Annotated in this window: 22 protein-coding genes; 15 read left to right on the forward strand and 7 right to left on the reverse strand. The window is 62.4% G+C overall.

The window, feature by feature from the left end; all coding sequences use genetic code 11:
- Positions 1–48: 48 nt before the first annotated feature.
- The 6 genes from ffh (at position 49) to trmD (ending at position 4932) form a co-directional block, all read left to right on the forward strand.
- On the forward strand, positions 49–1626 hold the full coding sequence (gene ffh, locus ACVZUB_RS12255) for a signal recognition particle protein (protein WP_003942713.1): 1578 nt from the start codon (positions 49–51) through the stop codon (positions 1624–1626).
- Between the two features lie 3 nt (positions 1627–1629).
- The gene (locus tag ACVZUB_RS12260; RefSeq protein WP_482628443.1) at positions 1630–2712 is read left to right on the forward strand and encodes an amidohydrolase family protein; all 1083 of its coding nucleotides are present in this window, start codon (positions 1630–1632) and stop codon (positions 2710–2712) included.
- A 209-nt stretch (positions 2713–2921) separates the two neighbouring features.
- A complete protein-coding gene (gene rpsP / locus ACVZUB_RS12265; protein ID WP_003942818.1) occupies positions 2922–3392 on the forward strand; it encodes a 30S ribosomal protein S16 in 471 nt (156 codons plus the stop codon).
- Positions 3389–3631, forward strand: a complete 243-nt coding sequence (locus ACVZUB_RS12270) for an RNA-binding protein (protein ID WP_003939023.1) — start codon at positions 3389–3391, stop codon at positions 3629–3631. Before rpsP ends, ACVZUB_RS12270 begins: the two co-directional genes overlap by 4 nt.
- A 14-nt stretch (positions 3632–3645) precedes the next feature.
- Positions 3646–4218 (forward strand): ribosome maturation factor RimM, encoded by a 573-nt coding sequence (gene rimM, locus ACVZUB_RS12275; protein ID WP_050656639.1) that lies wholly within the window; start codon positions 3646–3648, stop codon positions 4216–4218.
- 9 nt (positions 4219–4227) lie between these two features.
- Entirely contained in the window at positions 4228–4932 is a 705-nt protein-coding gene (gene trmD, locus ACVZUB_RS12280; protein ID WP_003942745.1) for a tRNA (guanosine(37)-N1)-methyltransferase TrmD, read from the forward strand.
- Here trmD and ACVZUB_RS12285 read toward each other — a convergent pair.
- A complete protein-coding gene (locus ACVZUB_RS12285; RefSeq protein WP_063316583.1) occupies positions 4929–5504 on the reverse strand; it encodes a dihydrofolate reductase family protein in 576 nt (191 codons plus the stop codon). The genes trmD and ACVZUB_RS12285 overlap by 4 nt on opposite strands.
- 68 nt (positions 5505–5572) lie before the next feature.
- Here ACVZUB_RS12285 and ACVZUB_RS12290 point away from each other — a divergent pair, with 68 nt between their 5' ends.
- Positions 5573–6151 carry a TetR/AcrR family transcriptional regulator gene (locus ACVZUB_RS12290; RefSeq protein ID WP_003942695.1) on the forward strand — a complete coding sequence of 193 codons (579 nt, stop codon included), beginning with the start codon at positions 5573–5575 and terminating at the stop codon, positions 6149–6151.
- A 4-nt stretch (positions 6152–6155) separates the two neighbouring features.
- Here ACVZUB_RS12290 and ACVZUB_RS12295 read toward each other — a convergent pair whose 3' ends face one another.
- Positions 6156–6602 (reverse strand): GtrA family protein, encoded by a 447-nt coding sequence (locus tag ACVZUB_RS12295; RefSeq protein WP_063316582.1) that lies wholly within the window; start codon positions 6600–6602, stop codon positions 6156–6158.
- A complete protein-coding gene (locus tag ACVZUB_RS12300) occupies positions 6599–8797 on the reverse strand; it encodes a hypothetical protein (RefSeq protein WP_063316740.1) in 2199 nt (732 codons plus the stop codon). The genes ACVZUB_RS12295 and ACVZUB_RS12300 overlap by 4 nt, the downstream gene beginning before the upstream one ends.
- A 172-nt stretch (positions 8798–8969) precedes the next feature.
- On the opposite strand from ACVZUB_RS12300, the gene ACVZUB_RS12305 reads away from it, so the two are divergent.
- Entirely contained in the window at positions 8970–9956 is a 987-nt protein-coding gene (locus tag ACVZUB_RS12305; RefSeq protein ID WP_003942691.1) for a glycosyltransferase, read from the forward strand.
- Positions 9946–11088, forward strand: a complete 1143-nt coding sequence (gene rffA, locus ACVZUB_RS12310) for a dTDP-4-amino-4,6-dideoxygalactose transaminase (protein ID WP_003942806.1) — start codon at positions 9946–9948, stop codon at positions 11086–11088. Before ACVZUB_RS12305 ends, rffA begins: the two co-directional genes overlap by 11 nt.
- Positions 11089–11114: 26 nt before the next feature.
- Here the strand turns inward: rffA and ACVZUB_RS12315 are convergent, their stop codons facing one another.
- Positions 11115–12101 carry a serine hydrolase gene (locus ACVZUB_RS12315; RefSeq protein ID WP_007729299.1) on the reverse strand — a complete coding sequence of 329 codons (987 nt, stop codon included), beginning with the start codon at positions 12099–12101 and terminating at the stop codon, positions 11115–11117.
- A 75-nt stretch (positions 12102–12176) separates the two neighbouring features.
- On the opposite strand from ACVZUB_RS12315, the gene ACVZUB_RS12320 reads away from it, so the two are divergent.
- The 6 genes from ACVZUB_RS12320 to ACVZUB_RS12345 all read left to right on the forward strand — a co-directional run bounded on the left by ACVZUB_RS12320 (position 12177) and on the right by ACVZUB_RS12345 (position 17872).
- A complete protein-coding gene (locus ACVZUB_RS12320) occupies positions 12177–14516 on the forward strand; it encodes a Tex family protein (RefSeq protein ID WP_047271289.1) in 2340 nt (779 codons plus the stop codon).
- Between the two features lie 104 nt (positions 14517–14620).
- Positions 14621–15508 (forward strand): hypothetical protein, encoded by an 888-nt coding sequence (locus tag ACVZUB_RS12325; RefSeq protein WP_003942742.1) that lies wholly within the window; start codon positions 14621–14623, stop codon positions 15506–15508.
- A gap of 89 nt (positions 15509–15597) precedes the next feature.
- On the forward strand, positions 15598–15939 hold the full coding sequence (gene rplS / locus ACVZUB_RS12330; protein WP_003942791.1) for a 50S ribosomal protein L19: 342 nt from the start codon (positions 15598–15600) through the stop codon (positions 15937–15939).
- 55 nt (positions 15940–15994) lie between these two features.
- The gene (gene lepB / locus ACVZUB_RS12335; protein WP_172403453.1) at positions 15995–16798 is read left to right on the forward strand and encodes a signal peptidase I; all 804 of its coding nucleotides are present in this window, start codon (positions 15995–15997) and stop codon (positions 16796–16798) included.
- Between the two features lie 50 nt (positions 16799–16848).
- Positions 16849–17529, forward strand: a complete 681-nt coding sequence (locus ACVZUB_RS12340; protein ID WP_024487346.1) for a ribonuclease HII — start codon at positions 16849–16851, stop codon at positions 17527–17529.
- Positions 17530–17566: 37 nt separating this feature from the next.
- The gene (locus tag ACVZUB_RS12345; RefSeq protein WP_003942715.1) at positions 17567–17872 is read left to right on the forward strand and encodes a DUF2469 domain-containing protein; all 306 of its coding nucleotides are present in this window, start codon (positions 17567–17569) and stop codon (positions 17870–17872) included.
- 84 nt (positions 17873–17956) lie between these two features.
- Here the strand turns inward: ACVZUB_RS12345 and ACVZUB_RS12350 are convergent, their stop codons facing one another.
- The 3 genes from ACVZUB_RS12350 to ACVZUB_RS12360 all read right to left on the reverse strand — a co-directional run bounded on the left by ACVZUB_RS12350 (position 17957) and on the right by ACVZUB_RS12360 (position 20543).
- Entirely contained in the window at positions 17957–19138 is a 1182-nt protein-coding gene (locus tag ACVZUB_RS12350; protein ID WP_007734861.1) for an RtcB family protein, read from the reverse strand.
- Between the two features lie 97 nt (positions 19139–19235).
- Positions 19236–19454, reverse strand: coding sequence for a hypothetical protein (locus ACVZUB_RS12355; protein WP_003942716.1), 219 nt, complete (start codon positions 19452–19454; stop codon positions 19236–19238).
- A gap of 81 nt (positions 19455–19535) precedes the next feature.
- Positions 19536–20543, reverse strand: coding sequence for an iron-siderophore ABC transporter substrate-binding protein (locus ACVZUB_RS12360; protein WP_207623858.1), 1008 nt, complete (start codon positions 20541–20543; stop codon positions 19536–19538).
- Positions 20544–20628 lie beyond the last annotated feature (85 nt).

Consider the following 20628-nt stretch of genomic DNA (forward strand, 5'->3'; position numbering starts at 1 on the left):
CCCGAGAATATCCACGGCTAACTCGCACGACCTTCAGGAGCGCACTCGGTGTTCGAATCCCTTTCCGACAGATTGACCGGATCTCTCAAGGATCTGCGTGGCAAGGGTCGTCTGTCCGGCGCCGACATCGACGCTACGGCCCGCGAGATCCGCCTTGCCCTGCTCGAGGCCGACGTCGCGCTTCCCGTAGTGCGCAGCTTCATCGCCAAGATCAAGGAACGCGCCAAGGGCGCCGAGGTCTCGGGTGCACTGAACCCGGCTCAGCAGGTCGTCAAGATCGTCAACGAAGAACTGGTCGAGGTTCTCGGCGGCGAAACTCGTCGACTGCAGTTCGCCAAGACGCCGCCGACGGTCATCATGTTGGCCGGTCTGCAGGGTTCCGGTAAGACCACGCTGGCCGGAAAGTTGGCCAAGTGGCTCAAGGATCAGGGGCACACGCCCCTCCTCGTCGCCTGTGACCTTCAGCGTCCCGGCGCCGTCACTCAGCTTCAGATCGTCGGTGAGCGTGCAGGCGCCGCAGTCTTCGCGCCGCACCCCGGCACCTCCATCGGCGGCGGCGAGAACGCACTGGGCGTTTCCGCAGCCGACCCCGTCGAGGTCGCCCGCGCCGGCGTCGAAGAAGCACGCAACAAGCATTACGACGTCGTGATCGTCGACACCGCCGGTCGCCTCGGTATCGACTCGGAGCTGATGGCGCAGGCCGCCGGTATCCGTGACGCCGTCAACCCGGACGAGACCATCTTCGTCCTCGACGCCATGATCGGTCAGGACGCGGTCAGCACGGCCGACGCTTTCCGTGAGGGAGTCGGCATCACCGGTGTCGTCCTCACCAAGCTCGACGGCGACGCCCGCGGTGGTGCCGCGCTGAGCGTCCGCGAGGTCACCGGCCAGCCGATCCTCTTCGCGTCCACCGGCGAGAAGCTCGAAGACTTCGACGTCTTCCATCCCGATCGCATGGCCAGCCGGATCCTCGGCATGGGCGACGTCCTGAGCCTCATCGAGCAGGCCGAGCAGGTGTTCGACGCCGATCAGGCCGAAGCGACCGCAGCGAAGATCGGTTCCGGTCAGCTCACCCTCGAAGACTTCCTCGATCAGATGATGGCCGTCCGCAAGATGGGCCCGATCGGCAACCTCCTCGGTATGTTGCCGGGTGCAGGCGGCATGAAGGACGCGCTTGCCAACGTCGACGAGAAGCAACTCGATCGCATTCAGGCCATCATCCGCGGTATGACGCCGGCCGAGCGCGACGATCCGAAGATCATCAACGCCTCACGCAGACTGCGCATCGCGAACGGTTCGGGCGTCAAGGTTTCCGACGTCAACCAGTTGGTGGACCGTTTCTTCGAAGCCCGCAAGATGATGGCTGCCATGGCCGGCCGTATGGGTATGCCCGGCGCGCGTAAGCAGGTTCGCAGCAAGAAGGGCAAGAAGGGCAAGAAGGGCGGCAAGGGCCCGACGCAGCCCAAGATGCGCGGAGGATTCCCCGGCATGGGCGGATTCCCGGGTATGCCCGGCGGAATGCCGGCCGGTATGCCCGACCTGTCGAACATGCCCAAGGGTCTCGATCAGTTGCCGCCCGGACTGGAAGGCATCGATCTCTCCCAGCTCAAGCTGCCCAAGAAGTAGTCGGTGGCTGCGCTTCATCTGCGGGGTATCGGTCTGCCCGATGCCGAGCCGATCGAATTGTGGATCGTCGACGGGCTGATCTCCTTCGAGCCGGTGTCCGGTGCGGAGACGATCGTCGAATCGGGTTGGATCACACCGGGTCTCGTGGATGCGCACTGTCACGTCGGTATCCGCTACGGCGGTGGCGGCGGCGAAACCGTCGACGGCTTGCTGGGGCAGGCGAAGACCGAACGTGACGCGGGCGTGCTGTTGCTTCGTGACGCCGGATCGCCGGTCGACACCAGGTTCATCGACGAGCGCCTCGATCTGCCGCGGATCATTCGCGCAGGCCAGCACATCGCAGCACCGAAGCGGTACATCCCGGGCCTGCCGGTCGACCTGGACGACGAATCTCAGTTGCCGGCCGAGGTGGTGCGTCAGGCACGCGCCGGTGACGGTTGGGTCAAGCTCGTCGGGGACTGGATCGATCGTTCCATCGGTGACCTCGCCCCGTTGTGGAGCGACGAGATTCTGGTCGAGGCCATCGCTGCCGCCCATGCCGAAGGCGCAAGGGTCACCGCTCACGTCTTTGCCGAGGATGCTCTGCCCGGCCTGATCAACGCCGGCATCGACTGCATCGAGCACGGCACCGGATTGACGGACGTAACCATCGAGTTGATGGTCGCTCACGGCACGGCCTTGGTTCCGACGCTGATCAACATCGCAACTTTCCCCGAGATCGCGGACTCCGCCACGCGGTATCCGATCTACGCGGCGCACATGCGGGATCTGCACGCTCGTCGACATCGGACGATCGGTGCCGCTCACGAGGCCGGGATTCCGATCTATGCCGGAACGGATGCCGGCGGATCGATCAGGCACGGGCGGATCGCCGACGAGATCGCCGAACTCGAAGTTGCCGGTTTGACGGCGCATCAGGCGCTGGGCGCAGGCTGCTGGGACGCGCGGAGTTGGTTGGGTGCGCAGGGGATCGAAGAAGGAGCGCCCGCCGACCTGGTGGTTTATTCCGAAGATCCGCGCGGAAACCCCGATGTGCTCGCGAAGCCGATGCGTGTGATCCTCCGCGGAACCCCCGTGAGCGGTTAGGGAGTCCCCGCTCTCTCGAAGCGCGCACAGGGTGGTTTCCGAACGAGCCCACCCATCTGGCACAATGGACCATTGTTCGTCGCAACCGGTTACGTACCGCTGCGACGGTCACAGGATAGAGGCAAAACCGGGCTCACAAATCGTGTGGGTCGCTGAATTGCACGTGACATGCGCAGCACTGTTGTGCGCGCTGAAGGAGAACTGCAGCTGTGGCTGTCAAAATCAAGCTCACCCGCCTCGGCAAGATCCGCAACGCTCAGTACCGCGTTGTCATCGCCGACTCGCGCACCCGTCGTGACGGCCGTGCGATCGAGACCATCGGCAAGTACCACCCCAAGGAAGAGCCCTCGCTGATCGACATCGATTCCGAGCGCGCTCAGTACTGGCTGTCCGTGGGCGCACAGCCCACCGAGCCCGTCGAGGCACTCCTCAAGATCACCGGTGACTGGCAGAAGTTCAAGGGCCTCCCGGGCACCGAAGGCACCCTGCGCGTCAAGGAAGCCAAGCCCACCAAGCTCGAGCTCTTCCAGGCTGCGCTCGCGCAGGCCGAGAACGAGCCGGTTGCAGAAGCAATCACCCCCAAGAAGAAGAAGGCTGCAAAGGCTGACGAGGCCAAGGCAGAAGACACCGCGGCTGACGCCGAGGCTCCCGCTGCAGACGCCGAGGCTGCTGACAAGTGAGTGCCGTCGTCGCTGATGCGGTAGAGCATCTCGTGCGTGGCATCGTCGCCAATCCCGACGATGTGCGCGTCGAGCTGATCACCGGACGTCGGGGACGGACCGTCGAGGTGCACGTGCACCCCGACGATCTCGGCAAGGTCATCGGTCGGGGTGGTCGCACGGCGACCGCTCTGCGGACCTTGGTCTCCGGCATCGGTGGCCGCGGTATCCGTGTTGATGTCGTCGACACCGATCAGTAGACGGCAGTAAACAGGTGGAACTCGTAGTCGGTCGTGTCGCGAAGTCGCATGGCATCAAAGGTGAATTGGTAGTCGAGGTTCGTACAGACGAGCCCGAGGATCGTTTTGCCGTAGGTTCCGTGCTGCGTGGGCGCAAGCCGCGCGAGTCCACACTGAAGTCGTACACAGTGGAAGCCGCCCGGGATCATTCCGGGCGGCTTCTGCTGCGCCTGGAAGGCGTCAGTGACCGTGGCGACGCAGATGCGTTGCGCGGCACACTGTTTGTCATCGACAGTTCCGAACTCGAGCCTTCGGATGATCCGGACGAGTTCTACGATCACGAACTCGAAGGACTGAAGGTCGTCCTCACGGACGGCACCGAGATCGGTTCGGTCATCGAGGTATTGCATTCCGCCGCAGGTGAATTGCTATCGATTCGCCGCGCCGGTGAGACGTCCGGTGAATTGCTGATCCCGTTTGTCGCAGCCATCGTCACCTCGGTGTCGATCGCCGACGGCGTCGTGGTGATCGAGCCCCCCGAGGGACTGCTCGACCCGGACTTCGGTGACAAGTCGAACAGCGACAATTCGAACGCCGACAGCGACTGATCGCTTGTCATGCGTCTCGATGTAGTCACCATCTTTCCCGAGTATCTCGAACCGCTTCGTGCTGCCTTGCTGGGCAAGGCAATCGAACGCGGCTTGATCTCGGTCGACGTCCACGATCTGCGGTCGTGGACCCATGACGTACACAAAGCCGTCGACGATTCCCCGTACGGCGGCGGACCCGGCATGGTCATGAAACCCACCGTCTGGGGCCCGGCACTGGACGACGTGATCGGGCGCTCCGATTCTTCCGGCCCCGATGATGCCGAGACCATTCTGGTGGTGCCCACTCCCGCCGGCGTTCCGTTCACCCAGGAGACCGCGCACCGCTGGTCCAACGCCAAGCACCTTGTGTTTGCCTGCGGCCGATACGAAGGTATCGATCAACGGGTTTTCGACGACGCCGCCAAGCGGGTCAGAGTCGAAGAAGTCAGCATCGGCGATTACGTCCTGATCGGCGGCGAAGCAGCCGTGCTGGTGATGGTCGAGGCTGTCGTGCGACTGATGCCCGGCGTTCTCGGCAATCAGCTGTCACACCAAGAGGATTCATTCTCCGACGGCCTTCTCGAAGGGCCTAGCTACACTCGCCCGGCTGTGTGGCGCGACCTCGAAGTTCCGCCGGTGCTTCTCTCCGGTGATCACGCGAAGATCAAAGCGTGGCGCCATGAGCAGTCGCTGCAGCGCACGGCCGAGCGTCGACCGGATCTACTTCCTTAGGTATTTCGCTTCAACCAGGTGATGCTTGCGCCGTCGTCGAGCGATTCGGTTGCAGTCGGTGTGAACAGTGTCGGCTCGAAGTTACCTCTGATCATCGGTATGCCTGCGCCGGCGACTACCGGATACCTCTTGATGATCAACTCGTCGATCTCTGGTAGTAGTTCGCCGGCGAGAGTTCCGCCGCCGCACAGCCAGATATATTGTCCTTCTTCCTCTTTGAGAGATCTGACTACCCCAAGCGGATCGGCGCGAACGATGGTGACGGGGGGATCCTCGGCGTCAGGGATGGTTGTGGAGACGACGAACTGACGCAGGTGCGCGAAGGGGCTTTTCACTCCGGCGGCCAGCCCGGGCTCGTAGGAGCCGCGGCCCATGACGACCGTGTCGAAGGTCTTGTTGGGAGCGTCCTCGATTCCGAGAGCGGGCCGCACATGCGTTGGCACGGTTTCAGGATATCGATCGCATATCCAGGCCGTGATCTGTTCGGAGACCGGGAGGAAATCGAATTCGCCACCAGGCCCCGCGATGTATCCGTCGAGGGAAGCTCCCACGTAGTACACAAGCTTTCGCATATAACGCTCCGTTCGTAGTACTATGTTTGTAGTGGTTTAACTTAGGGTCGTGTCAGGAGTGATGTCAAGTGCGAAAGAACCCGGAACGCCGGCTTGCCCTGATCGACGCGGCAATCGAGGTGTTGGCCCGAGAGGGTGCTCGAGGCTTGACGTTTCGAGCCGTCGACGCCCAGGCAGCAGTGCCGAACGGGACAGCGTCGAACTACTTCTCCAATCGCGACGACCTGCTCACTCAAGCGGGTGGCCGGATCTACGAGCGACTGATTCCGGAGGACCTCGAAGGGATGATCGATCCCGTCAACGGCACCGATCGTGAGCGCCTGGTGACGCTCATGCTCGACGTGGTCGAGCGCGTCACCTCGTTCGGAACGGGTTTCCTCGCGCTCATGGAGTTGCGACTGGAGGCGACGCGTCGACCGGACCTGCGAGCGGTGCTGACCGTCCGCATCCGAGAAGACTTCGATCTGAACGTAGCCAATCATCTGGCGTCGGGCGTGCCGGGTGATGCGATGACCGTTCGCCTGCTCTATTTGTCGCTGAACTGGCTCGCACTGGATCGACTCACATTGCCGAACCTGTTCGGAGAGGAAGATATTCGGACGATCGTCGAGGCGGCAGTGGATCGAGCGCTACCCCGCGAATCGTAGAAGGTCAGTGCCGTTCGGCAGGTTTGCGGCGGAACGAGAAGTATCGATGACCGAAGAAGCTCACACCGGCGACGATCAACATGACAACCGCCTGGGCGGGAAGCGGCGGGGCATGCAGAATCGACACCGCGATTGTTCCGAGTATCAGATTCAGCACCAGGCCACCGGAATTGACGACGATGAACGCTCCCAGGTCGCGTGCCACATGTCCGCGGACACGGAAAACCAGAGTCCGATGCAGAACGAAAGCGATGAGCACGCTGATGGAGTACGCGCCGATCACAGCCACTTGATACAGATCCTTGTTGTCGAGGATCAACGACCACATCACGAAGAGCACGTATCCGATCGCCGTATTAGCCACTCCGACAATGGCAAATGCGATGGGCTGATGCTTGACCACCCGAAGCAGTGGGCCGGGGTTCTCGGGTGATGCGATGTCTTCGGTCATGAAGACTCGGTTTTCACGGTGTTGATCCCGTCCTTGCGTCGGTTCCGCAGATACATCCACTCGAGCACGCCGAGTCCGAGGACTCCGGCGACCATCGAAGCGCCGCCGACCTTCCATCCCGGGGGACGCCACGTCAGGACAAGTTCCGCGTCTTTCGTACCGGCTGGAACGTCTACGGTGACAAAGGACTTCGCGACGACGTCGATCGGGACAGGCTGACCGTCGATGCTCGCCCGATATCCGGGCCAGCCGAGCCGTGCGAACACAACCTTGCCGCCGGTCTCCGAACTGACACGAAGGGTGCTCGACATGTTCGATTCCGCGATCGACGTAGCCTCGACGCCGTGGGCGTCGGCGATGCGTCCGTTGCGTGTCGAGACGGGGCCGTCGACGCGTTCGAGTACCGAGATGTAGTTCTCGTGTCCGGGGTAGTCGACCCATTTCCATCCGTCGGGAGCCGGGTTCTTGCGTGCATCGGGGTAGAGAGCGTTCTGAAGTACGACGCGGTCCACGTTCATCAGGTCGACGATGGTGCTGCCGGTGGTGGGTTCGACGGTGAATGCGCGCCGAAAGGCGTCGGGGCAGACGCTCATGTCCCAGCGCATGCAGAGCAGATCACCGAAGTAGAAGTGCCCGTTGGGGGTGTAGCCGCTGGTGTAGGTCAGTTCGAGGTCTTTGGGGTAGTTGCCGAAAGCCAGGGAACCGTACGCTCCGTCGAGGGTTTTGTCCCCGGGTGCGATGAGTGCACGGTCGCCCAGTTGCAGTGTCGTGCCTTCGAAGTCGGGGAAGGCCTCTTTCATCTCCGAGCGGGATTCGGGCAGGTTCCAGCTCATCGGGGTGGGTTGCGCGGCCCGAACCTGGGCGTAGGCGATGGGGGAGACCGCGACGATCGCTACGAGGCATGCGAAAGCAGTGCCCTTGGTACGGCCGAGCCAGACCATCGCGGCGCCGAGTGCGGCAACGAGCAGGGCCGAGATCACATGCCATTTCGCGAGCCCGGGAGCTGCCGAGGCTGACCGAATCAGAAGCAGGCCCACGAGGATTCCCGCTGCAACGCAGCGCCCGCGCAACTTGTCGGTCGTGGCGTAACGCCCGAGCAGGATGCACACCAGAAGCAGGAGTCCGATGGCCACCATCGGAAGTACGCGCGCGGGCCACCGCAGTGGGCCGATCGTGCTCGGCCCGGCAGTCCACATGAGGACGGCGACCGTGAAGATCCCGACGGCGGTCAATTCGCGTGCCGCGGCGCGTGCCTTGCCCCAGTCGATGAATGCCAGGGCGGGTATGAGGAACCAGGCGATGTAGACCATGGGCATGGTCTGGATGTATCCCCACCACGAGGTGAACGCGGGCATCGTGCTCGGCAGGCTCGCGTTCAGCGATTCCGACCACGGGACGGCGAGGAATGCATCGTTCTTGACTTCGGATGCACCGCGCCAGGTGACGTCCGCGGTGAGCAGGCTCGGCAGATACGTCGCGAGACCGGCCAGAGCGGCACACGCGGACACCGCCAGAAGCCGCAGTGACGGCAGCCAACGCCGCTGATAGACAACTTCGCCGATTGCGACCGCGCCGATCATCAAGCCGGATTCGACTGCGGGGAAAACATATTGGACCGACATCGCGAGATACAAGAACACGAAGGTCGGGATCGGACCGCTCTTACCTCGGGCGTAGCGGATTGCCGACGCCCACGCCTGAACCATCCAGGCAGTGCCGGTGAAGGCAGTCATCCAACTGGCCGAGTCGAAGAACAGCAGGAAACCGGTGAACGGAATCGAGACGCCGGCGACGGCAGCCCACGTGGGCTTCGAGCCGTACTCGAGGCAGATCCGATAGACGCCGAGTGCAAGGATGATCGCGAAGATCAACTTCACGATCGTCGCGTACAACGCCAGGTTGTCGAAGGACGGTGCGATCAGGTCGATCAGGAGTTGCGGTGGATTGAGAAGGCCTGCTTCCTCGATCGCGTAGTTGCCCGCCATCCAGTTCTCGGGGACGAGCACCGGGAGGTGTCCTTCTCGCAGACTGCGGCCGAGCATGACCCACAGCGGCGCGTATTGGGACTCGGTGTCGTCGGTGTAGAAGTGACGAGCATTCGCGAGCACCACGGCCAGATAACCGGCGATGACACCGATCGCCGTGACGGCGCCCCACTTGTACACGTCTGCCCGGGCGAGAGTGCGAGTTTCCACCACGAGTTCCAGACCTTAACAGGGCAGGTGGGGCGTGCGGAGACGCGAGCGCGTCACGCGCCGCCGGCATCCGAAGTCAAGACATCTCTGCGTGTTAAAGTTCGCGACGGTGTGGGCCCGATCGTGCCTGTCTCTCGGCGCCAGTCGAGCCCCCTGAAGGGAGTGGAAGCGAGTGCACTCGATTTCCGTCGTAGTGCCCGTTTATCAGGGCGAAAAGACGATCACGGCGCTCGTCGAGGAGTTGGACGGCCTGGGCACACCGAGTGCGACGCCCGGTGGTGCGCAGTTCTCCGTCGACGAGATCGTGCTGGTTCACGACAACGGCCCGGATCGCTCCGACGTCGTGTTACTCGAATTGGAGCGCCGTTTCGAGCAGGTGCGTGTCGTGTGGCTCAGCCGCAACTACGGCCAGGACGCGGCGACCATCGCCGGCATGGCCGCTGCAACTGGACAGTGGATCGTGACGATGGACGAGGACGGCCAGCACGACCCGGTGCACATCGGGGCTTTCCTCGACACCGCGCTGACGGAGCGATCCGATCTCGTGTATTCCAAACCCACGAACACACGCCCGCACGGATTCTTGCGGAACCTGACCTCGCGCGGCGCAAAGATCGTCTTGGCGACGGTATTCGCGTTCCCTGATTCGACGAGATTCGAAAGTTATCGCCTGATCCGCGGTGACATCGGCCGACAGTTGGCCGGCGTCGCGGCCAACGGCGTGTATCTGGACGTTGCGCTGACGTGGGTTGTCGGTAACACGGCCACGGCGCCGGTGACACTTCGAGCCGAAGGCCGCGAAGAATCCGGGTACAACTACCGCCGTTTGTTCTCGTTGTTCTGGAAGATGGTGTTGTGTAGCGGAACACGCGGTCTGCGGCTGGTCAGCCTGCTCGGAGTCACCCTGGCGTCGGCCGGCGTGATCATGGCCGCGGTGATCTTCATCGGGGCCATGACCGGCGACAACAATGATCCCGAAGGATGGGCGTCGATCATCATGGCGCTGCTGGTCTGTTCGGGTGCGATTCTGTTCTCGCTCGGGCTCATTGCCGAATATCTCGGTGTGGCACTGCACGTCCTTGTCGGAAAGCCGCTGTATCTGACTGTCGACTCCCCGCGGCCCGGAACCTCGATCGATCGGCGTAGTCGTGAGCACTGATCGCATCATCTTCTCCCGCCCCTATCGGGCATCGAACGAATTGTCGAATCTGGCAACGGTTCTGGAGTCCGACCACATTCACGGTGACGGACGTTTCACCAAGTCCGCGACTGCAGCGCTCAAGGCGATCACCGGATCCACGCATGCTCTGCTGACCACCTCGTGCACGCATGCACTCGAATTGGGTGCGCTGCTGCTCGAATTGGGCCCGGGCGACGAGGTAATAGTTCCGAGCTTCGCGTTCAGTTCGGCGGCGACCGCCGTCGCGTTGCGCGGGGCCACTGTTGTTTTCGTCGACATCGATCCGAGTACCGGCAACATCGACCCGGCGTGCGTCGCGGCGGCGATCACCGAACGCACCAAAGCTGTACTGGTCATGCATTACGGCGGAGTCGCCGCGGACATGGAACCTCTCCTCGACCTCGCGGAACTCCACGGCGTTGCGTTGATCGAAGACAACGCTCACGGACTCGGCGGAAAGTGGCGCGGGCGCTCGCTCGGCACCATCGGAACAATCGGAACGCAGAGTTTTCACGACACCAAGAACGTTCACTGCGGTGAGGGCGGCGCGCTGTTGCTCTCCGACGATCAGTTGATGACTCGCGCCGAAATCATCCGTGAGAAGGGGACCGACCGTGCGCGTTTCCTGCGCGGGCAGGTCGACAAGTATTCGTGGCAGGACATCGGGTCGAGTTATCTGCCCAGTGAACTCAATGCCGCCGTCCTCGACGCACAACTCTCCGAGTTCGACGCGATTCAGGCGGCCAGGCATCGCGTCTGGGATGCCTACAGCGTGAGTCTGGGCGAGTGGGCGGCCGCGAACGGTGTCGTGCCCATGGCGGTGCCCGATGATCGCGAGCACACTGCGCACCTGTTCTATCTCAAGATGCCGACCGAAGAGAGCCGTGACGGCTTGATTCGGCACCTTGCCGGTGACGGAATCGTGGCGCCGTTCCACTACGTTCCGCTCGATACGAGTGCGGCCGGTGTGCGCTACGGACGAACACCGCAGCCGTGCGTGCGTAGTGCCGAGTTCTCCGCGTCGATCCTTCGACTGCCGCTGTGGCCCATGCTCACGTTCGAACAACAGGACCGTGTCATCGGTTCGGTGCTCGAGTACAAGCAGGCTTGAGGACGAACACGACCGCGTGGATCGAATCAGGGCCCGGAAGCTTCGGGCATCGCCGAATCCGCGGTCGTGGATGCCGCTGCCCAGTCGTCGATGCTTCCGCTCGGGAAGAGAATCTGCGTGACGCCGGTGACCGTGTCGCGTGCGTGCAGTGCACTTTCGTCGTCGACGGCATCGGTGAACGAGGTGTCGGGATAGAAGCTGTCCTCATCCGTGTACTGGACGTCTTCTCGCGAACCGATCGCGATGATGTATCGGTTGTCGTCACCGACGATGCCGGTGGACAGATGGATCCACTTGTCCTCGACACAGCACATCCAGCCCTGTTTGACTCCTATGACGGGCTCGCCGAACAAGGCCTCGGGCAGGCCGAATCTCTGGTCGTAACCGTCGGTTCCTTCGGGAGTGGATTGCCGCAGGTACTCGACGAACTGCTCGACCCGTTCAGGTCCGAGTTGATCGGAGTCGTCGAGGACACCGCTGTAGAAGGTGACCAGGTCACGTGTCGTGGTCTCGGTGTTCCACCACATTCCGTCCCAGGGCGGCGTCGTCGCGGTCAGTGCGTAACGCTCGGCGACGCGGGTGATCACCTCTTGGCCGCCGACCTCGTCCCACAGGAGGTTGGCTGCGGTGTCGTCGGAGGATTCGAGCATCGCCGCCATGAGGGTGCGATCGTCGTCCGTGATGGGTCGCTCACCGCGCGCATCCTGATGAAGTAGATCCTCGGCGATGAAAAGTTTTGCCACCGAGGCTGTTTCGATCTGCTGGTCACCGGCGACGTCGAGGTACTTGTCCGAGGAGCGGTCGAGGATGGCGATGGAGACGTCCGCACCACGCCCGAGCGCAGCCACCTGAGCCTGTCCCAGACGGCCGTCGAGGGTCTCGGCTACCGGAACATTGGTGTCGGGAAAGGCGGGGGTCTGCATCGGATCATCCGGGTTCTGTCCACCGCTGCACGAAGCCGCAAAAGTAACTGCGGCCACCATTGCGGCAATCCGGACGTACCGCGTACTCATTTGTTTCCCCCGGTAGCCCTGACACGGCACTGTTGCCGATCTTCTTGTCTCAGGATAGCGGTAGGGTCGGATCTCGTGATTCTCAAGACCGTGAACCAGCGCATTGCCGAGGAACTCGACGTCCGCGAAGGCCAGGTTGCAGCAGCAGTCGACCTTCTCGACGGCGGAGCCACGGTGCCCTTCATCGCCCGGTACCGCAAGGAAGTCACCGGCACGCTCGACGACGCCCAGCTGCGACTCCTGGACGAGCGGCTGCGGTATCTCCGCGAGCTCGACGACCGTCGTGACGCCGTGCTCACGGAGATCGACTCTCAGGGCAAACTCGACGATCAACTGCGCGGTCAGATCATGCTGGCCGAGACGAAAGCGCGGCTGGAGGACATCTACCTCCCCTTCAAGCCGAAGCGGCGCACCAAGGCGCAGATCGCCCGCGAGGCCGGCCACGAGCCCGTCGCCGATGCTCTCATCGGAGATCCCACCACCGATCCCGCGAAGTATTCGGACGAGCAGCTCGACGGTGCCCGGTCGATCCTCGTCGAGCGCTTCGCCGAGGACGCCGATCTGGTCGGTGAATTGCGTGAGCTGATGTGGAATCGCGGCCAGGTCGTCTCCTCGGTCCGCAAGGGCAAGGAAACCGATGGCTCGAAGTTTGCTGACTACTTCGAGTTCTCGGAACCGTTCTCCAAATTGCCCTCGCACCGCATCCTCGCCGTCCTGCGCGGCGAGAAGGAAGAAGTGCTGTCGCTCAACATGGCGGCAGACACCGAAGAACTCGCGCCGGGGGAGCGCACGGTCTACGAAGGCCGCATCGCGTCGCGGTTCGAGATCGCCGACCGTGGTCGGGCCGCCGACGGGTGGCTTCTCGACACCGTCAAGTGGGCGTGGAAGACGAAGTTCGCCGTCACGCTCGGTATCGACACTCGGATGCGTCTGCGGCAGTCGGCCGAAAAGGACGCCGTCGACGTCTTCGCCACCAACCTCAAGGATCTACTCCTCGCAGCTCCCGCCGGCGCCCGACCCACCATGGGACTCGACCCCGGATTCCGCACCGGAACGAAGGTTGCCGTCGTCGATGGAACCGGCAAAGTTGTTGCCTACGAGACGATTTACCCGCACCAGCCGCAGAACAAGTGGGACGCGGCTCTCGCGACGCTTGCCCGACTGGTCGCCGAACACGGCGTCGAACTGATCGCCATCGGCAACGGCACGGCCTCACGCGAGACCGACACGCTCGCTACCGAACTGATCAAGAAGACCGGCGCGCCCAACCTGACCAAGATCGTCGTCTCCGAGGCAGGCGCATCGGTGTACTCGGCTTCGGCCTACGCGTCGCAGGAACTTCCCGACCTCGACGTCTCGATTCGCGGTGCGGTGTCCATTGCGCGTCGCCTGCAGGATCCGTTGGCGGAGTTGGTCAAGATCGATCCCAAGTCCATCGGCGTCGGTCAGTACCAGCACGACATCACCGAATCGCTGCTCTCGCGTTCCCTCGACGCCGTCGTCGAGGATGCCGTCAACTCGGTCGGCGTCGACGTCAACACCGCGTCCGTGCCGCTGCTTGCTCGGGTGTCCGGAATTGCAGGATCCCTTGCAGAGAGCATCGTCGCGCATCGGGACCAGAACGGTCCGTTCAAATCCCGCAAGGGTCTCAAGGATGTCTCCCGCCTGGGACCCAAGGCATTCGAGCAGTGCGCAGGCTTCCTGCGGATCACCGACGGCGACGACCCTCTCGACGCGTCGAGCGTCCACCCGGAGGCATATCCGGTGGTTCGCAAGATCGTTGCGAGTGCAGGCGGGGACGTGCGCACCGTGATCGGAAACTCGCAGGCACTTCGATCGGTCAAGGCGTCCGACTACGTCGACGAGCGATTCGGTCTACCGACCGTCACCGACATCATCTCCGAGTTGGAGAAGCCGGGACGAGATCCACGACCCGAATTCAAGACCGCAACCTTTGCCGCAGGTATCGAGAAGGTCGCGCATCTCAAGCCAGGCATGACTCTCGAAGGCGTGGTCACCAACGTCGCAGCCTTCGGTGCCTTCGTCGACATCGGAGTTCATCAGGACGGTCTGGTTCACGTCTCGGCGATGTCACACAACTTCGTCAAGGACCCACGCGAGGTCGTCAAGTCAGGTGACGTCGTCAAGGTGAAGGTCCTCGAAGTGGACGAGGCACGCCAACGCATCGGGCTGACGCTTCGTCTCGACGACGAGGTGGGAGCGCCCCGCAAGTCCGAAGGCCAGCGAGGTGGGCAACCTCAGCGGCAGGGCCAGCCGCAGGGCCAGCGTCAAGGGCAGGGTCAGCAACGAGGAAATGGCGGACGCCAGGGCGGACGCGAGCAGCGACCGGACAACCGCGCGCCTGCTGCCGGGTCGATGGCCGACGCTCTGCGCAAGGCGGGCTTCGGCAAGTAAATCCGTCCGCCGGGTTTTCGAAGTCCGTATCGTCACAATCGAGTCGGTTGGGGGTATGAATCCGATCAGGGTCGGATCATGAATTCGGTGAAGGGAGGACAGTGATGCGGGAGTGGCTCGAGCGCGAGATCATCGCCCATGGCCGATTGCCGTTGCTGTTCTTCCTGCTCGGGTTCCTGTCCGCCTTCCTTTTCATCCGCCTCAGCGTCCGGATGATTCGCGCGCAAGTGAAATGGTGGCCGGGCAACATCGCGCCCGGAGGCCAGCATGTGCATCACGTCGTGTTCGGTGTGATCGCCATGATGATCTCCGGTGGTGCGTTGATCGCGGTCTACGTCGATGGTTCGCAGACCACCGGTGCCGTCCTGGCGGCGATCTTCGGTATGGGTGCGGCGTTGGTGCTCGACGAGTTCGCACTGATCTTCTATCTGAAGGATGTGTACTGGTCCGAACAAGGTCGGACCTCGGTGGATGCGGTCTTCGTCGCGATCGCCGTGACCGGCCTGGTGCTGCTGGGTTTCCGCCCGCTCGAACTTCTCGACGTCGCCGGATTCCGTGAAGAACGCGATCCGTGGATCAAATTGGTCTTCGTTTTCGTCGCGTTGATCAACTTCGCCTTGGCAGCCATCGTGATTCTCAAGGGGAAGATCTGGACGGGGCTCGTCGGTCTGTTCGTTTTCCCGTTGCTGGTAATCGGAGCGGTCCGCCTGAGCCGGCCGGGTGCACCGTGGGCTCGCTGGCGGTACACGCGCAAGCCGAAACGGATGAACCGCGCGCTCGAACGCGAACGGAAATGGCGTCGGCCCGTCATCCGGGCCAAGATCTACGTCCAGGATCTGATAGCCGGATCGCCGAGCGTCGAACATGCGATGACCGCGGCCGAGCAGGAACTGGACCACACCATCCACGCAGCTCCGCCGCCACCGATTTCCCCGCTGGTATCCGCGTCTGGCACAATGGACGGGTTGCCTGGACCAGGCAGCAGCACTTGATCTGGGCACGAACCAGACGAGCGCCGTTTCGGGAGACCGAAACGCGTGCCGCTCGGTTCCTCTGCTCCTGCGAAATACAAGGATGACATATGAACACCCTGGACTTCCTGGACAAAAAGTCGCTCCGCGACGACATCCCCGAGTTCCGTCCCGGCGACACGCTCAACGTGAACGTCAAGGTTATCGAAGGCTCCAAGGAGCGCGTGCAGGTCTTCAAGGGCGTCGTTATTCGTCGCCAGGGCGGCGGCGTTCGCGAGACCTTCACCGTCCGTAAGGTCTCCTTCGGCGTCGGCGTCGAGCGCACCTTCCCGGTTCACAGCCCCACGCTGGCCTCCATCGAGGTTCTGACCCGCGGTGACGTCCGTCGCGCCAAGCTGTACTACCTCCGTGAGCTTCGTGGCAAGAAGGCGAAGATCAAGGAAAAGCGCTGATCTTTCCGATGAGCCCGGCACCGCGTACGCGCGGTGTCGGGCTAATCTGGTTTCTGTGGCAGATTCTTCGAAGGAGCAGGCATTGTCGTCCGGACCCGAGAATCACGAGGGATCAAGCGGTTCCGCGGAACCGACCTCACATCGGCCGCAGAAGAAACAGCGATCGTTTCTGCGAGAACTCCCTGTTCTGATCGGCGTAGCGCTGGTACTCAGCATCGTCCTTCAGGCATTTGTCTTCAGAGTTTTTCTCATCCCATCCGAGTCGATGGAACCGACACTGCACGGCTGTGCGGGATGTACCGGTGACCGCATCGTGGTGGAGAAGATCGGATACCGCTTCGGCGATCCGGAACCCGGCGACGTCGTCGTCTTCAAGGGACCCGATTCGTGGAACACGAAATATGTGTCCAATCGGTCCGACAACGTTGTCGTCCGCGGCATTCAAGAGGTCGGTTCGTGGGTCGGCCTCGTTCCGCCGGACGAGAACGACTTGGTCAAGCGAGTGATCGCTACCGGCGGCCAGACCGTCGAATGCTGCGACGAGCAGGGCCGAGTCCTGGTCGACGGCAAGCCGCTCGACGAGCCGTACATCAAGATGGATTTCCCGTTCACTCCGGGAACGCAAACGTGTGACACCGAATTGAAGTCGGGCCGCTGCTTCGGACCGATCACCGTTCCCGAGGGCCACGTGTGGGTCATGGGTGACAACCGCAGCAATTCCGCCGACTCGCGCTACCACGTCGACGACGAGTTCCAGGGAACCGTCCCGATCGACAACATCATCGGTCAAGCTCGTTTCATCGTTCTTCCCCCGTCGCGAATGGGCGGCATCGATGCGCCTGATATTCAGGGCAACTGAGTTGTCGGACCGCACACATGGATTCGCGTAGTTCCGAGTAGGCAGAGACAGTGAGTAGTTGGCCCCCTCGCGTTGTCATTCGCAGATCGGCAGGTCTGCGGACGATGGAGTCTGCGTTGGCGCGAACCGGACTCGGTCCGGTGGCCGGCGTCGACGAGGCCGGGCGCGGAGCGTGCGCTGGTCCACTTGTCATTGCAGCGTGTGTCCTGGCGCCGAAACCGCAAGCAGCCCTCGCGCGGCTCGACGATTCGAAGAAGCTGACCGAACGTGCGCGCGAGGAGCTTTTCCCGGCGATCAAGCGCTTGGCTTTGGCGTGGAGTGTCATCTCTGTTCCCGCTGCGGAAGTCGATCAGATCGGCATCCACGTCGCCAACATCGAGGGGATGCGACGAGCAGTTGCGGGCCTCGACCTCGAACCGGGCTACGTTCTCACCGACGGATTCCGGGTTCCGGGTCTGACGGCTCCGTCGCTACCGGTCATCGGCGGTGACGGCGCCGCTGCATGCATCGCCGCGGCGAGCGTTCTCGCGAAGGTGACCCGAGATCGTGTGATGACCGAGATGGACGACACTCATCCGGGATACGGCTTCGCGATTCACAAGGGATACAGCACGCCACTGCACATGGACGCACTCGACGAGCTGGGGCCGTGCCCTGAGCACCGCATGACCTATGCCAACGTGGTGGCTGCGGGAGTCCGGTTGGAACAACGCGCGGGCCGTACGGGATGATGGACGTTCAGACGAACTGGGAGGACTGGCTAAACCGATGAGTGCCGAGGATCTCGAGAAGTACGAAACCGAGATGGAGCTGTCGCTCTACCGTGAATACCGGGACATCGTCGGACAGTTCTCCTACGTCGTGGAGACCGAACGACGTTTCTACCTGGCCAACACGGTCGAGTTGCTGCCCCACAATTCAGACGGGGAGATCTACTTCGAGCTGCGGATGTCCGACGCCTGGGTGTGGGACATGTACCGCCCGGCGCGATTCGTGAAATACGTACGCGTCGTGACCTTCAAGGACGTCAACATCGAAGAGCTGGACAAGCCGGATCTGCGCCTTCCTGACTGATCTGCGCTTGCCGGACTGATCTCGACAACGAAGTGCCCCGCCGATATCGGCGGGGCACTTCGTATTTCGCGGAGTTGTGCGGGGTCAGTTGCCCTTGACGTTCACAATCTGACGCAGCGTGTGTCGAATCTCGACCAAGTCCTTCGCGTCGTCCATCACGACGTCGATGTCCTTGTACGCACCCGGGATCTCGTCGAGGAACGCCGCGGAACGCTTGTATTCGATGCCGACCATTGCCTTGTCGAGATCTTCGATGGTGAAGGTCTTGCGTGCCTGGTTACGTCCGTACACCCGACCCGCGCCGTGGGGGCTGGACTTGAACGACGGTACGTTTCCCTTCCCGACGACGACGTAACTCGCCGTCCCCATCGAACCGGGGATGAGCCCGGGCGTGCCCTCGTCTGCCTTGATCGCACCCTTACGGCTCAGCCACACACCCCTGCCCATGTGGAACTCCTTCTGGGTGAAGTTGTGGTGGCAGTTGATCCGCTCGACTTCGTCGATGATCGCGGGTTTGCCGTCTCCCATGAAGTGCGCGAAGTCCTTCACGACGCGGTCCATCATCTCTTCGCGGTTGAGCAGAGCGAAGTGCTGAGCCCAGTTGAGATCGGTGATGTACGAGTCGAATTCGGGCGTCTTCTCGACCAGGTAGGCAAGATCCGGATCGGGAAGGTTGATGTACCACCGCTCGCACAAGTCCTTGGCGATCTTGATGTGATGCTGCGCGAGCTTGTTTCCGATACCGCGGCTTCCCGAGTGCAGGAACAGCCAGACGCCGTCGCTCTCGTCGAGCGTCACCTCGATGAAGTGGTTACCAGAGCCCAGCGTTCCGAGCTGAAACCTCCAGTCGTTCTTGAACTTGTCGTAGAAGGACAGGCGATCGCCCGCCATCGCCTCGAGTTCTGCGATGCGGATTTTCGCCGTGTCGCTCAGCGTCTTGTTGTAGACACCTGCCGAGAGCGGGACGGAGCGTTCGATGCTGTGGCGAAGTACGGTCAGGTCGCGGCCTTGAAGGTCGCGTGCGCTGAACTGGGTTTTGACCGCGATCATTCCGCAGCCGATATCGACTCCGACGGCGGCGGGCATGATTGCGCCTTCCGTCGGAATGACCGAACCCACCGTCGCTCCCGCACCGAGGTGCGCATCCGGCATAAGCGCCAGATGTGGACGGACAAAAGGCATCTGGGACGTACGCAGCGCTTGCTCGCGAGTGTTCTCGTCGAGTATCGATGCCCAGTTCCACAGCCTCTTGGTGATCTTCTCCATCAGATTTCTCCCACATAGTTCACAGCCGAACCGATCGGTCCGGTGTGTCGTGCAGGAATGACCATGCGCTCGGTCAGTGGTTGTGTGCAACCCCTTTTCAGGTTCGCAGGCCGTCTGCGAGTTCGTAGATTCGTCCGACGTACTTCTCCTGGAAGGCTTTTCGGGCAGCATCTGCTTGTTGCCGTGCGCCCATCTGGGAGTAGAGGTACTCGAGATGAACCAAACTCTCGCCGATGTCGACGCGTCGCTGGTCGAGAACCGTCAGCTCGTCGACCAGTCGAGCCAGATCTAACGCGGTGTCCGGTACCTCGTCCATGGTGATCCTCGATGTCCGTGAGTGCTTCCTGACCCCGAGGCTAACACTCTTCGAACATATTTTCGATACCTGCCCTGTAGTTTACTTCGACAACGTGGCTGTCAGTTGGTCGATGGCATACGGAATGCTCAGGACGGTATTGCCGGACATCGCCGCGCCGACGGGTGGATCTGCGGTGTACCGCACGACCATCGCATTTCCGCTCTTCACGGCGGGTAGTCGCTGGTAGAGCGTGTTGCCGGCGAGGGCCTTCTCTCCCTCCGGGTCGGCCATCACGATCAAACGATCAACGGGTTCGAGGATGTCGTATCGCTCGTTCGGCATCCAGTCGCCGAACTGGTCGCCGACGAATGCGTCGACGGTCGCGGGGAGGGTGAACCCGAGTGACGAGAGGAAAATGCCGCGTGGATCGTGCGACGAGAACACGTAGCCCTCGGGAGTGTCGAGGTTGACGATCGTTGCGGTTTGCCCGGCAAACTCCGGGTGTGCAGCGCGGGCGGCGGCAAACGCGTTTTCGGTATCCGTGATCAGTTGCTGAGCTTGTGGTCCTTTGCCGAGGGCGCGCCCGGCGGTGAGCGTCATGTCGGTCCACGGCGTTGTGTACGCGTCGTAGTCCTTGCTCTGCGCGACAGTCGGCGCAATCGAGGTCAGCTTCTTGTAGGTTTCCGTGTCGATGTCGGCGTACAGCGCGAGGATCAGATCTGGTGCGAGGGAGGCGATTTGCTCGAAGTTGAAGTCTCCGCCGCTGTTGATGTAGGTCGGAGTTTTCCCCTTCCAGTAATTCTTCGTCCACGGCCAGCTTTCATCCATGCCGGACCCCCACCATTCGGCCATGCCTACGGGTTCGACTCCCAAGGCGAGCAGTGGTTCGTGATCGGTGTATCCGAGTGTCACTACCCGCTGCGGTTCGGCATCGATTGTCGTCGAACCCTGTGCGTGCTCGATCGTCACGGGGAATGCGTCGTTGCTCTGGGTCGCTGATGCGGTGTCGAAGCCTTGCGAGGTTCCACAGGCGGTCGAGAACCCGATGATCGCGGCCGTCGTGAATAAGGCGGCGAGGATTCGGGTGCTATGTGAGGGCACGTGCATGCTCCTTCGAAGTCGTGGGCGAAGTGATCTGAGGTCCGCGTGAAGTGCTGAGCTGGTCGCGTCAGCAATAAAGTGAGGCTAACCT

The organism is Rhodococcus sp. OS5 (assembly GCF_056837585.1).

Coding starts and splice junctions, on each gene's coding strand:
- trmD (WP_003942745.1), top strand. CDS start 4,228: ATGCGTCTCGATGTAGTCACCATCTTTCCCGAGTATCTCGAACCGCTT.
- ACVZUB_RS12285 (WP_063316583.1), bottom strand. CDS start 5,504: ATGCGAAAGCTTGTGTACTACGTGGGAGCTTCCCTCGACGGATACATC.
- ACVZUB_RS12295 (WP_063316582.1), bottom strand. CDS start 6,602: ATGACCGAAGACATCGCATCACCCGAGAACCCCGGCCCACTGCTTCGG.
- ACVZUB_RS12315 (WP_007729299.1), bottom strand. CDS start 12,101: ATGAGTACGCGGTACGTCCGGATTGCCGCAATGGTGGCCGCAGTTACT.
- ACVZUB_RS12325 (WP_003942742.1), top strand. CDS start 14,621: ATGCGGGAGTGGCTCGAGCGCGAGATCATCGCCCATGGCCGATTGCCG.
- rplS (WP_003942791.1), top strand. CDS start 15,598: ATGAACACCCTGGACTTCCTGGACAAAAAGTCGCTCCGCGACGACATC.
- ACVZUB_RS12345 (WP_003942715.1), top strand. CDS start 17,567: ATGAGTGCCGAGGATCTCGAGAAGTACGAAACCGAGATGGAGCTGTCG.
- ACVZUB_RS12350 (WP_007734861.1), bottom strand. CDS start 19,138: ATGGAGAAGATCACCAAGAGGCTGTGGAACTGGGCATCGATACTCGAC.
- ACVZUB_RS12355 (WP_003942716.1), bottom strand. CDS start 19,454: ATGGACGAGGTACCGGACACCGCGTTAGATCTGGCTCGACTGGTCGAC.
- ACVZUB_RS12360 (WP_207623858.1), bottom strand. CDS start 20,543: ATGCACGTGCCCTCACATAGCACCCGAATCCTCGCCGCCTTATTCACG.